General features: G+C 71.5%; 12 protein-coding genes. 2 read left to right on the top strand and 10 right to left on the bottom strand.

Annotated elements, in window-relative coordinates:
* Positions 1 to 6: 6 nt before the first annotated feature.
* From ABD401_RS17235 to ABD401_RS17210, 6 genes are read right to left on the bottom strand one after another with little or no spacing between them, the layout of a single operon-like run.
* Positions 7 to 1944 (bottom strand): branched-chain amino acid ABC transporter permease, encoded by a 1938-nt coding sequence (locus ABD401_RS17235; RefSeq protein WP_344606953.1) that lies wholly within the window; start codon positions 1942 to 1944, stop codon positions 7 to 9.
* Complete coding sequence (locus ABD401_RS17230) at positions 1941 to 2639, bottom strand: ABC transporter ATP-binding protein (protein ID WP_344606951.1); 699 nt, start codon at positions 2637 to 2639, stop codon at positions 1941 to 1943. The genes ABD401_RS17235 and ABD401_RS17230 overlap by 4 nt, the downstream gene beginning before the upstream one ends.
* A 25-nt stretch (positions 2640 to 2664) precedes the next feature.
* Entirely contained in the window at positions 2665 to 4023 is a 1359-nt protein-coding gene (locus ABD401_RS17225; RefSeq protein ID WP_344606949.1) for a hypothetical protein, read from the bottom strand.
* 54 nt (positions 4024 to 4077) lie between these two features.
* On the bottom strand, positions 4078 to 5154 hold the full coding sequence (locus ABD401_RS17220; RefSeq protein WP_344606947.1) for a DUF3533 domain-containing protein: 1077 nt from the start codon (positions 5152 to 5154) through the stop codon (positions 4078 to 4080).
* The gene (locus tag ABD401_RS17215) at positions 5151 to 5690 is read right to left on the bottom strand and encodes a MarR family winged helix-turn-helix transcriptional regulator (RefSeq protein ID WP_344606945.1); all 540 of its coding nucleotides are present in this window, start codon (positions 5688 to 5690) and stop codon (positions 5151 to 5153) included. The genes ABD401_RS17220 and ABD401_RS17215 overlap by 4 nt, the downstream gene beginning before the upstream one ends.
* 49 nt (positions 5691 to 5739) lie before the next feature.
* Positions 5740 to 6138, bottom strand: coding sequence for a hypothetical protein (locus tag ABD401_RS17210; protein ID WP_344606943.1), 399 nt, complete (start codon positions 6136 to 6138; stop codon positions 5740 to 5742).
* 68 nt (positions 6139 to 6206) lie between these two features.
* Between ABD401_RS17210 and ABD401_RS17205 the strand changes: the two genes are divergently transcribed.
* A complete protein-coding gene (locus tag ABD401_RS17205; protein WP_344606941.1) occupies positions 6207 to 7226 on the top strand; it encodes a CobW family GTP-binding protein in 1020 nt (339 codons plus the stop codon).
* 8 nt (positions 7227 to 7234) lie between these two features.
* Here ABD401_RS17205 and ABD401_RS17200 read toward each other — a convergent pair whose 3' ends face one another.
* The 3 genes from ABD401_RS17200 to ABD401_RS17190 form a co-directional block, all read right to left on the bottom strand.
* Entirely contained in the window at positions 7235 to 7537 is a 303-nt protein-coding gene (locus ABD401_RS17200; protein ID WP_344606939.1) for a hypothetical protein, read from the bottom strand.
* A 135-nt stretch (positions 7538 to 7672) separates the two neighbouring features.
* Positions 7673 to 8659: a hypothetical protein gene (locus ABD401_RS17195; protein ID WP_344606937.1), complete on the bottom strand. Its 987-nt coding sequence runs from the start codon at positions 8657 to 8659 to the stop codon at positions 7673 to 7675.
* A gap of 104 nt (positions 8660 to 8763) precedes the next feature.
* Positions 8764 to 10293 (bottom strand): acyl-CoA carboxylase subunit beta, encoded by a 1530-nt coding sequence (locus tag ABD401_RS17190; protein ID WP_344606935.1) that lies wholly within the window; start codon positions 10291 to 10293, stop codon positions 8764 to 8766.
* Positions 10294 to 10509: 216 nt separating this feature from the next.
* Here ABD401_RS17190 and ABD401_RS17185 point away from each other — a divergent pair, with 216 nt between their 5' ends.
* Entirely contained in the window at positions 10510 to 10863 is a 354-nt protein-coding gene (locus ABD401_RS17185; RefSeq protein WP_344606933.1) for a DUF1801 domain-containing protein, read from the top strand.
* Between the two features lie 123 nt (positions 10864 to 10986).
* Here ABD401_RS17185 and ABD401_RS17180 read toward each other — a convergent pair whose 3' ends face one another.
* Positions 10987 to 11997 carry a spirocyclase AveC family protein gene (locus ABD401_RS17180; protein ID WP_344606931.1) on the bottom strand — a complete coding sequence of 337 codons (1011 nt, stop codon included), beginning with the start codon at positions 11995 to 11997 and terminating at the stop codon, positions 10987 to 10989.
* Between the last annotated feature and the right edge of the window lie 99 nt (positions 11998 to 12096).

Genomic DNA, 12096 nt, shown 5'->3' with positions numbered 1-12096 from the left:
CGCGACTCATGCGTCGGCTCCGACGAGCGGACGGTCGACGACGGCCCAGGACGACGGTGGTTCGTCGGCCGCGGTTCGCCGGCGTTCCTCGGCCGGGCCGTGGGCCCGGTCGGCCAGCGTCACCGACTGTCGGGAGAGCCACTGCCGGACCGCGCCCTGGGAGGCCGCGGCCACGGCCATCGCCCCGACCCCGAACGCCAACTGGAGCCACTGGGCGGTGTCCGGGTCGTCGATGTACACCGGGACGACGTAGAGCAGGAACGGCGCGACGAAGGCCGCCGTCACGGTGCGCCGGCCGGCGACGGCCAGGACCGCCAGCACGACCAGCGACTGCACGAAGTTGAAGGCGTCCTGCGTGACGGCGCCGAACAGCGACGCGTACAGGGCTCCGCTGACGCCCGCCAGGAAGCACGAGATGCAGAAGACGATGACGCGCGAGACGTTGACCGACGCCCCGAGCGTCGAGAGCGCGACCGGGGAGTCGGACATCGCCCGCAGCAGGCGGCCGAGGCGGGAGTGCTCGACCGCGAGGACGAAGAGCACCGACGCGATCGCGATCCCGAGCAGGAGGTAGTAGTACGCGCGGTCGCTGTCGAGGCCCGGTGCGCGCTCGGTCAGCAACTGCCCCCCGCCGAACATCCACGACTTGGCGTACGCGAACTGGGCGAGCACTATTCCGAAGCCGAGGGTGGCGAGCGCCAGGTACAACCCGGAGAGGCGGATGGCGGGGACCGAGACGATCAGCGCCAACGGCAGGCACGCGAGGCCACCGAGCACGACCGCGGCGTAGAACGGCACGTCCTTCGCGAGCATCTGTCCGAAGGTCGCGGCCCCCACCGCGGCGAAGCCGAAGTGGCACAGCGAGATCTGACCCGAGGACCGGACCAGCAGGTGCAGCGAGGCGAACAGCACCACCTGGGTGAGCGCCAGGTTGTAGCCCGGGAGTTCCTCGGTGGCGAAAGTCGGGACGAGCAGCGCGAGGCCGAACGCACCGGCGTAGCCGACCGCGCGGGTGCGGGTGCCGAAGGCACTCGCGGGCGGTGGCGTCGGGCGGGCCGCCCGGCCGATCTCGACCAGCTTGCGTCGCGGGATCAGCAGCAGACCGAGGAACAGGACGAGGAAGGGCGTGGCCAGGTCGATGCCCTGCAACTGCTCGGACGTCCCGACCGCCTTGCTCAGCACGGCCTGCACGACCCCGACCAGGATCCCGCCGGCGAACGCGGTGGGGACGCTCTGGAACCGGGCGATCGTCGCGGCGCCGAACGCGTTGACGACCAGCAGGGTGAGCACATTGACGTCGAGCTGGTTCTGCACCGCGGCGAAGAGGACGCCGGACATCGCGGCGAACGAGGTTCCGATGACCCAGGCCGCGCGGCGCACCCGGACCGGTGAGGTCCCGGCCATGGAGAGCAGCTGCGGGTCGTCGACGACGCCGCGCATCGCGGTGCCCAGCCGGGAGAGCCGGAAGAACAGGAACAGCGCCACCGCAGAGGCCGCACCGATCCCGAGGGTGATGAGGTCGTCCCACCCGACCGCGACACTGGCGAGGTCGAACGCCTTGTCCTCGGGCAGGAACTGCGGGAAGAACCGCGTGCTGTCGCCGTAGACGAGGCCGAGCAGCGCGCGGATCGCCACCAGGAGCCCGACGGTGCCCACGATCTTGTACGCGATCGCGACCGGTGCCAGGGCGACCGCGAGGCGCTCCAGGAGCAGCCCGGCGACCGGGCCGAAGCAGAACACGACCAGCAGGGCCGCGACGGGCCACGGCAGGTCGGCCTGGTCGCGGAGGCTGTAGAAGACGAACGCGGAGGCGGCGCACACCGCGCCGTGGCCGATGTTGAACACGCCGCTCGTCTTGTAGGTGAGGACGAGGCCCATCGCGCACAGGCCGTAGATCGACCCGGTGACGACCCCGATCACGAGGAACGGCAGGTAGTCGCTCATCCGCGTCCGCCACCCACGTACTCCGCGGCGAGCGCCGCGACGTCGACCTCTCCGACCTCGCCCGCGAAGGCGATCTGACCCCGATTCAGCAGGAAGACGAAGTCCGCTGCCTCCAACGCACGGGTGACGTACTGCTCGACGAGCAGGAGGCTCGCGCCCTCGGCCGAGAGGCGGGCGAGGAAGGCGAAGATCTCGTCGACGATCGTCGGTGCGAGGCCCATGCTCACCTCGTCGAGGAGCACGACACGGGGACGCTGCATGTAGGTGCGCGCGAGGGCGAGCATCTGCTGCTCACCGCCCGACATGGTGCCGGCGAGTTGGTTCAACCGTTCGCCGAGGCGTGGGAAGGCGGTGACGGCCCGTTCCAGCGACTCCGCCTCAGTGCCGGCCTTCGACAGCAGCACGAGGTTGTCGCGCACCGTCAGGCTCGGGAACACGCCGCGTCCTTCGGGGACGTGGCAGACACCGCGAGCACAGAGCGCGTGCGGGGTCTGCGTCGTGACGTCCGCGCCGTCGAGCAGCACCCGCCCGCCGGTCGGGCGCAACAGGCCGGAGGCGACGCGCAGCAACGTGGTCTTGCCCGCCCCGTTCGGCCCGAGCAGCGCCACCACGGCACCGTCGGGCACGCGGACGCTCACGTCCCGCAGGACGGTCGTTCCGCCGTACCCGGCCGTGATGCCGTCGAGGGCGAACATCAGGCGCGACCGTTCGGCGCGGCGGTCATGAGGAACGCACCCCGAACCGGATCACGCCGGCCGTGGCGAGGGCGCCCACGACCGCCAGGGCCAGCAGCGTCAGGTACAGCGCGTCGACGCCGCGGCCGAGCGGGTACGCGGCGGTGAACTGCGTCCGGTCCGCGGTCGGGTACAGGTCGACCGTCGCCGGCACGGCGCCCGGCAGGGCGCCGGCGTCCGTGCCGGGGAGCAGGTCCACGGCCCCCGCGGCGTCGACCCCCGGCACCACGCCCGACCCGGTTCCCGCGGAGTCCGGCGCTCCGACCACGGACCCGGCCGCCGTCGGGGTGAGGTTCACGCTCGCAATCCCGTAGGCCGTCGTCTGCGTGATCGTCGTCGGGCCGTTCCAGTACGAGTTCGCCGGCGGGGCCGGCAGCGTGTAGGTCACGATGTACGACCCCGCGATGACACCGGTGGCCGTCTGCTCCGGTGCCTGGAAGCGCAGCGTGATGCCCGCGGCCTTCAAAGCGTCGAGCACCGGCTGGGTCGGGACGGCATAGCGCTGAGGTCCGTCCTGACCCGGCGCCGTCACGGTGAAGTAGCCGTCCTGGACCCCGAGGTCGGGGTCGTGGAACGTGGTGCCGGCCCCGGGGAACGGGAACGGCGGCGCGGGGATCGGGTCCTGATTGGGGACCCCCGGCAGCGGGATCGGGATCGGCACCGCGCCCGGGCTCTGGTCGGGGACCGTGAACGAGAGCCCGGGGACGGAGATCCGCCCGATCGAGCTCGAGGTCGAGCGCGTGAGCTTGCCCGAGTTGCCGTCGGCGGCGACCTCGGCGACGGTGCGGACGTTGGAGAGCACGCCGTACGGACCGAGCTTGATGGTGTCCACCGCCGTGCTGGCGACCGCGACCACGGTGCCGACCCGCTCCTCGACGACCGAGGCGGACGCACTCGCGCCCGCACCGGGCTCCCCCGCGACCGCGCGGGCCCGACTGTGCAGGTCCGCGCTCTCGGCCTCCAGGTTCATGCCTGGGTAGGCCACGTTCTGCGGCGGGGAGCCCGCGGTCGACGCGGCGACGAAGGGGTACGGCGGGGCGGAGAAGCCGAAGAGGCTCGCCCCGAGCCCGGGCAGCCCGGCCACCGTGTCACCGGCGTAGGGAAGGGCGGCGCTCGCGTCGCGGATGCCGAGGCTGTCCTGGACCACCCGCGCCACCGGCCCGCCGGCCTCGATGTCGATCCCGGTCGGGATGGACTCGTTGCCGACGGTGACTGTCGAGGCGTCAGTTCGCGCCAGTGCCTCGTAGGCCGCGCCGGCGGTCGCGCTACCGGCAGTGGCTCCCAACCAGGCGCAGGAGCAGGTCAGGCCGACGACGACACCGACGACGGAGGAGGTTCGGACCACAGGGGCCTCCGGGGGCTGAGTGCCCCCGAACGGTAGAAATCGCCATTCCGGCGGTCAACGCATGGTGCCACTGGATGGCACGGCGGCGGCCGCGCGGCGGCCGAGCAGATGGGAGGCCACGACGGTGACGACGATCCCGCCGATCGCGTACGCGGCGAGGACGGCCAGATGGCCGGCGTTGCCGTGGGCGCCGAAGTACACGATCCGGCGGACGGCGTCGGTGGCGGCACCATTCGGGAGGACGTCGCTGAGGGCCCGCCAGAACGACGGCAGCATCTCCGGTTGGTAGGCCCCGCCGGCGGACGGGTTGCCGAGCACGACGAACACGAGCACGGTCAGCCCGATGCCGAGGACACCGAGCAGAACCTGGAAGGCCATCGTCACCGCGGCGGTCGCGAACACGACGAGGGCTCCGAGCCACCACAGGGCGAGGAAGTGCCCGTCGAGGGCGTCGAGCATCGGGTCGACGATGACCGCTCCCCCGAGCCCGGACAGGACCGCGTACGGCACGACGGCAAGGAGACGGATCACCGCGCGGCGCAGGTTCGCGGGCCGCGCCCCCTTGGCCATGCCGAGCAGCGCCGCCATCAGGTAGCCGCCGACGATCCAGCCGAGCACGAGGTAGAACCCCGTCAGCCCGCGGGCGTCACCGTCCTGCATCGGCACGACGTCCTCGACCGCGACGGTGCGCTGGCGCTGGGCCTCCGCACTCTCGACGACCTGCTGCACCGCGGTCGCCACCGACGTGCCCCCGGCCGTGGTGATCAGCAGCCGGTCGCTCGTCCCGGACCCGTCCACGATCAGCGCGGCGGACAGCTTGCCCACGCGGATCGCCGCCCGCACCCGGTCCTCGTCGCTGACGGCGCGGGCCTTGATCGGATCCGAGGCGATGCCGTTGAACTCGTCGACGAGCTGCGCGGACACCTGCTCCGGCGCGACGACGGCGAGCGAGATCTGGTGGGGCTTCGGGGAATGGAACGCGCCGACGTAGGACAGGACGAACGCGAGCTGCAGCACGAGGACGCCGAACACCAGCCCGACCGTGCGGGGCGTCACCGCGTCCCGGAGCTCGGCGCGGAATCCCACCACGGCTGCGGTGTTCTGCGAATCGGAGTTCTGAGGGTCAGTCATGCCGGCCTCCTCGGGGAGCCAGTCCTGCCACGACCGGGGTCGTAGAGATCGGTCATCCGTCCGTCCGGGTCGAGTCGGCTCAGCAGCGCGTCGGCGATCTCGCGCAGTTGACGGAGTTGTGCCCGGGACAGCGGGTCCAACACGTGGTGCCGGACGTTGGCGACGTGACCGGGCGCAGCGGCGACCATGAGATTCCGGCCCGCCGTGGTCAGCCGCGCGTTGGTGGCGCGGCCGTCCTCGGGGCACGGGAACCGCTCGAGGAGGCCGCGGCCCTCGAGGCGCTTCACGACGTGCGAGAGCCGCGGCAGCGTCGCGTTCGTCCGCTGCGCGAGGGTGGTCATCCGCAGCGTGTGCTCGGGCGCCTCGGACAGCACCGCGAGCACGTAGTACTCGAAGTGCGTGACGCCGGCGTCGGCGCGCAGCTGTGCCTCCAGCACCCCGGGCAGCAGTTCGACGACGGCGACCAGCCGTAGCCACGCCGCACGCTCGGTGGCGTCGAGCCATCGCGGCTCGGCCGGCACCGGGGAGGTGTCCATGACTCCAGCCTACGCCGTTAGTTGAAGGAACAAGTTATTCGCGGGGGTCTCACGCGGTGACGCAGGCCATCAGCGCGGCGAAGTACACGACGCCGGCGAACAATGCGTGGAACGTGACCGAGGCCGGGAAGTGCCCGGTCACGACGGCGCGGATCGCGGCGCCGTAGTCGCGCAGCAGCGAGGACGACTGCCCCGACGATCGCCGCCAGCGCCCGCGGAGCACCTCGTCGCCGAGGGTGTTCCCGACGGTGATCAACCCGAGGGCGACCCAGCCCCACGTCGCACGATCGGTCACCAGGAACGCGATCCAGGGCACCAACCCCGCGACCGACAGCCCGACGTGCCCCAGCACCACGCGCGCCTGCTGCTGGTGCCGGTTCCAGCCGGCGAGCAGCAGAACCCCGACCGCGCCCTGGAGCACCCAGGCCGCCAGCACGAAGTAGGCCACGACGCGACCGTACTCCGGGGCGCAACCCGGGACGGTCCGTCAGATCCGTGCACTGCCATCATGACGGCGTGAGTTCGCAACGGGTGCCGGTGGTGGTGCTGACGGGGCACCTCGGCTCGGGGAAGACGACGCTGCTCAACTTCCTGCTGCGCCGCCCGGGCGCGCGGGTCGGGGTCATCGTCAACGACTTCGGTGCGGTGAACGTCGACGCGGGCCTGGTCAGCGGGCAGGTCGACGAGCCGGCCTCGATCGCCGGCGGCTGCATCTGCTGCCTTCCCGACGCGGGTGGACTCGACGACGCCCTCGCCAAGCTCACCCACCCGCGGCTCGGCCTCGACGTCGTGATCGTCGAGGCCAGCGGCCTCGCCGAGCCCACGACCCTGGCCCGGCTCGTGCGGTTCTCCGCGGTCGAGCGGGTCCGGCCCGGCGGGGTGGTCGAGGTCGTCGACGCCGCGGAGTACTTCGACACCGTCGACAACGGCCTCGGGCCCGCCCCGCTGCGCTTCGAGGCCGCGACACTCGTCGTGGTGAACAAGCTCGACCGCGTCGACGCCGCGGACCGGGAGAAGACTCTCGCGCGCATCACCGAACGCGTACAGGCCCGCAACGCCGACGTCGCGATCGTGCCCGCGGAGCACGGCCGCATCGACCCCGACCTGATCTACGACGCCGCCGCGACCGAGGACCCGCCCGACCAGCTGCCGTTCGGGGAGGCGCTGCGTGCCGAGTCCCCGGTCGAGCCCCCGCACGTCCACGCCGAGTCGGTGACCGTCGCGGTCGACGGAGCCGTCGAACCCGCCGGCATCGTCGATCTGCTGTCCGATCCCCCACCCACCGCGTACCGGATCAAGGGCACGGTCACCGTCGCCACCCGCGGCCGCCCGCAGCGGTACGTGCTGCACGTCGTCGGCCGCTCCGGCGACCTCGTCCCGGCCAAGGCATCACCCGGGACCCGGAGCGAGCTCGTCGCCATCGGCCTGGACCTCGACCGCGAGCAGGTCCGGCGCCGCCTCGAGCGGGCGCTGACCCCCACGACCGACCCGACCCCCGAGGGCCTCGCTGCCCTCCGCCGCCTCCGCACCCCGTAGGCGGAGGGTCAGGCGGCGTCCAGCCGTCGCAAGATCTCGCGCAGCATCTCGCCGTGCTCGCGCAGCGTCTCGCCGTGCTCGCGCTGGGTGTCCGCAAGCATCGCGAACCCGGTGGCGTGTGCCTGATGAAAGGCGAAGTGCTCGTCGAGCCGCGCAGTGTGCTCGCGCTGCACCTGCCGGATGTCCTGCACCGCGTCGTGCAGCTGAGCGATCTCGCCCCGGACGTCCGCGGTCCGTGCGCGCAACGAGCCGATCTGCGACTCCAGCGCGCTGACACGCGCGGAGAGCTCGTCGTACTCGTCACGGTTCACATTGGCCATTGTCCAACCCCCCGACGCCGCACGCTACCCGCGGTCGGGCTGTGGCACATGTGGGCTGTGGACAACGCAAGAGCCCCGATCGCCGACCGCGATCGGGGCCCTGTCTTGCGCCCGGTCAGGTAAGGATCAGACGCCGGCGAGCTCGCGAACCTTCTGCTCGCGGTCGATGGTGATGCCACCCTCGCGCTCCATGGTGGCCCACAGCTCGTCGCGCTTACGGCCCGGAACGAGGACGTAGGCGAACATGCGCGGCAGGGTCCAGGCGAGCGCGGGCTCGTCGGCCTTGCGGCCACCGATGTAGTGGAGGAGCGCCATGAAGAAGCAGGCCTCGACCATCATCAGCGCCGCGGCGACCCAGCGCGCCCAGGTCGGCAGCGACGAGTTGTGCGCGATCAGGTGGATCCAGCCGACGGTGAAGTAGGTGCCGGCCATGCCGTACGACGGCGCCATGAGCAGGAACCACTTCTGACGGCCCTTCAGGCGCGGGACGCCCCACGCGAGGATCTGGCCGACGGCGACGAACGAGGCGCCGTTGATGAACGCCCACCAGTACGGGAAGTTCAGGAACTCGAAGGGCTGGGTGCCGTAGTACTTGTAGACACCGAGGTTGATGCCGATGGTCTCCATGACCGCGTCGAGGATGCCGCCCATCGCGAGCAGCATGAAGTAGTGCTCACGCTTCGCGCCGTTGCGGATGACGAAGTAGCAGAAGTACGACATCAGGCCGAGGAAGGCGACGTAGCACAGGGGAATCAACGCCGGCACGGTCACACCGAAGTTGGTGTAGGCCGGGGCCAGGTTCGGCGCCCAGTGCAGGTGACCGAGCACATCGAGCATCGCTTCTTCGAGCGAGCAGATCAGGCCGCCGATCATGACGATGAGCGGCATCCAGTTGCGGCTGTTGATGATCGAACGGATCGCCCACGGCAGCGCCAGGATGACCACCGCGGCGCCCGCGATGAAGAAGAAGGCCACCTCGGCCCCGAGGCTCGCCGGGCCGAGAGTCGGCTCGTTCGACGGGATGACGTTCGGCGGCCACCCCTCCTCGCCGACGAGGGGGTTCCAACTGTCCCCACCTGCCGAAATTGCCCTCAAGGCCAATTCGTTCAACATGAGCGGCCGCTCCCGAGACGTGACGTGCGCTACTACCCGACCGTCAAGTTATACGGGACGTCCATACATGCTGTCCAGAGCGGCTTGCCCGGAATGTGCGCCCGTCAGAGCGGGCTCACCGCCCGCACGCGTGGGGTGAGGGTCTGCAGCTGCCGACGGCGGGGCAGCGTCGCGAGGGTGGCCAGCAGCCAGTCCCGGGTCTCGCTCGGCCGGAGAACGACGTCGACGCCGAACGCCTCCGCGGCCCCGATCACGCCGGCCTGCTCGGCGAACCGCTCGGTGAGCTCGGCCCGCCGGGCCGCCGGGTCCGGCGCCGCGTCCACCTCGCGCCGGTACATCTGCTCGACGGCGCTCTCGGGGCCCATCACCGCGGTCCGTGCGTGCGGCCAGGCGACCACCAGTTCGGGGTCGAAGGTGCGCCCGCCCGAGAGCACGACGTAGCCACCGCCGTACCCCTTGCGCGCAATCACTGTCAGCGTCGGCACCGTCGCGCCCCCGAGGGCCGTGATCAGCCGGGCGCACGCGCTCGCCAGCCCGGTGCGCTCGGCCTCGGCACCGACCGCCAGGCCGGGCAGGTCCATCAGGACGAGCACCGGGATGCCGAACGCGTCGCACAACGAGACCAGCCGAGCCGCCTTCGCCGCCGCGGCCGCGTCGAGCATCCCGGCCCTGTGCATCGGCTGGCTCGCGACGATGCCGAGAGGGTTCCCCCCGACCCGCGCCAGCGTCGTGATCAAGTTCGGGGCGTACTCGCCCTTGAGCTCGACGTCGCTGTCGGCGTCCACGATTCCGGCGATCACGCGGTGCATGTCGTAGGGCTGCCGCAGGTTCGCCGGCACCGCCTCGTCGAGCGCCGCGGCCGCCGCCGGGTGAGGGTCCGTCACCGGCTCCACCGGCAGCGCCGCCTGCGCGTTCGCCGGCAGCATCGCGAGGTACCAGCGCAGCGCGTCCAGCGCCTCGGTCTCGGAGTCGACGGCGAGGTCCACCGGACCGTGTCGGGCCTGCGCGTCCGCGCCGCAGGAGGCCTCCGCGTCGAAGTGCTCCCCGGTCGCGGCGGCGGCCAGCGCCGGCGGCGCCATCCCGAGCGCGGCCTGGCCCCGCACCGCCACGACGTAGTCGCAGAGCGAGGCCGCCAGCGTCGGCTGCCCGTACGCCGGGCCGAGCACGGCGGCGACCATCGGGACCCAGCCGGACAGCCGCGCCTGCGTCTGCTGAAGCGGGAAGCCGCCGCCGAACTTCCGGGCGTCGAGGCCCTCGGACACCCGGTGCCCGCCGCCGTCGAGGAGCATCACGACGGGGATGCCGCGCGAGGCGGCGATCCGCCAGCAGCGGTCCTGCTTGGCGTTGCCGAGGTCACCGTTGCTCCCGCCCGCGACGGTGAAGTCGGTCGCGAGCACGACGACGGGCCGTCCGTCGACGGTGGCCGTCCCCGCGACCAGGCCGTCGGCCACCAGGTCGGGTGAGCCCTCAGGACGCGCGAGCGCCCCGATCTCCCGGAAGCTCCCGGCGTCGCACAGGTGCGCGATGCGCTCCCTCGCGGTGAGCTTCCCCCGCCGGTGCTGGCGTTCGACCGCGTCCGGTCGCGCCGCGTCGAGCCCGGCCTCGGTCAGGACCTCGTGCGGGTACTCCGTCATCCCGGCCTTTCGCCTCCTGCCGACGCCCACTCGTCCGGGGCGGCTCCCTTAAGCTGATCGCGGTGGTACGCCACCGACTGCGCTTCCACGTGGCGACCCACGTGAATCATCGCGGAGAGGCCTGGGCCTTCAGGACATGTCCGGATGGGGTGCGGCGCCGTTGCGTCGACTTCATCGCACCGGTGCGCCCGACATCGGCTGACGGAAGGACATGACATGTCGTCGAAGGACGAGAAGAACCTGGCCCAAGTACTCGAGAAGATCTCCTCGATGGACGAGCCGAGGCGCTCGGCCATGCGGCGCGTGCACGACGTCGTTCTGGCGGCGGCGCCCACCCTCAAGCCGCGCATCTGGTACGGGATGCCGGCCTACGCGAAGTCGGCGAGCACGCCGGCGCTCATCACGTTGCGCAACGACGAGCGAATGAATCTCGCGCTCACCGAGAAGGCCCCCTTCCGCGCGGCCGGCGGCGTCGACGGGGAGCTGATGCCCGCCGCCTGGTACTTCGATTCGGTGGACGCCGCCACCGAGCAACGGATTGCGGAGATCGTCCGCTCGGTGGTCGGCTGAGGGATCAGGACAGTGCGCCTGCTTCACGCCGGAGCGCGTGAAGCACGGCGTACGCACCACGCGCCGAACCGCTCCCACCGCAAGCGGGTGGCTCGGGACATGCCGACCGGAGCGATGCCACGGTCAGCGGTTTCCGCTGACGAAGCCGTGGTCGAGGTAGCTCGGAACGTTCACGGACGTGTCCGCCTCGACGCCGACGAACAGGTTGAACGGGATCATCCAGCACGCGATGACGGCCAGGTGCGTGAACCCGACGACCGCGACCGTCGACACCACGGGCCGCAACCGCGCCGAGAGGTGCTCACTGCCGCGGAGCGCCAGGGCGTCGCCGTCCTGGGCGGTGTATCGCAGCGCCGTGATCATCGTCAGCACGCCGCCACCGCCGACGGCGGAGAGCAGCGGGTACTGGTGGAGCGTCCCGTCCCACAGCGAGATCGCGTGCGGGACCTCGGGGTACACGTAGACCTGCGAGTGGAGGATGAGCTGCTCGAAGCCCGCGGTCAGCGCCGCACCGAAGAGGAAGAAGAGGCTGAAGGCACTCAGCGTGCTCAGCCGCGGGCGGAGATCCCGCAGCCGCCGGATCAACCAGCAGCCGAGGATCGGGAAGCCGGCGACGAACCAGATGTACATCCCGAACACGAGCACCAGCGGTGTCACCACGGCCTCGCCGTTGGCCGCGTGCCACCCGGGGATGTACTGCGCCCACGAACCCAGGTTGATCAGGTGCGCGTTGTAGGCGTGGGCGGGCGCGACGTAGGAGGTGCACGCCTCCCAGAACCCGGACAGGCACGCCGCGACGACCAGCATCCCGTCGAACGTCAAGCGCCGCTCCCGCCGGACGCTGCGGACCCCGAAGTGCCAGATGACGACCAGGGCGGAGAGGAACAGCCCCCACTCCAGCGCATGCGCGCCCAGCGACCGCGTCCCGTCGTAGGAGTCGGGGCCGGGGTCGGCACCGCGGAAGCCGTCGCCCGTGACCCAACGGACCAGGGCCTGGGCGATCACGATCAGGAGGACGAGTCCGACACCCGCCCAGACGAGCACGGGCTTGGACGGTCGAGCTGCGACGCCGGCGGGCCGGGCGGCGGATGCCTCCGCGGGCCGACGCGTCGACTCTGCTGCTTCGACGCTCATGCGACGGAGCGTACTTGCACACGATGTCTAGAGACAATGTCCAAGCCGCGGCACCCGTCGACGCCGAAACCGGAGCACGCAAAAGCCCCGACCGCTGGG

Origin of the sequence: Sporichthya brevicatena (assembly GCF_039525035.1) — a bacterium.
GTDB classification, from domain to species: domain Bacteria; phylum Actinomycetota; class Actinomycetes; order Sporichthyales; family Sporichthyaceae; genus Sporichthya; species Sporichthya brevicatena.
The sequence above is the reverse complement of the archived record's forward strand: the minus strand, read 5'-3'. Positions and strand labels throughout refer to the sequence as shown.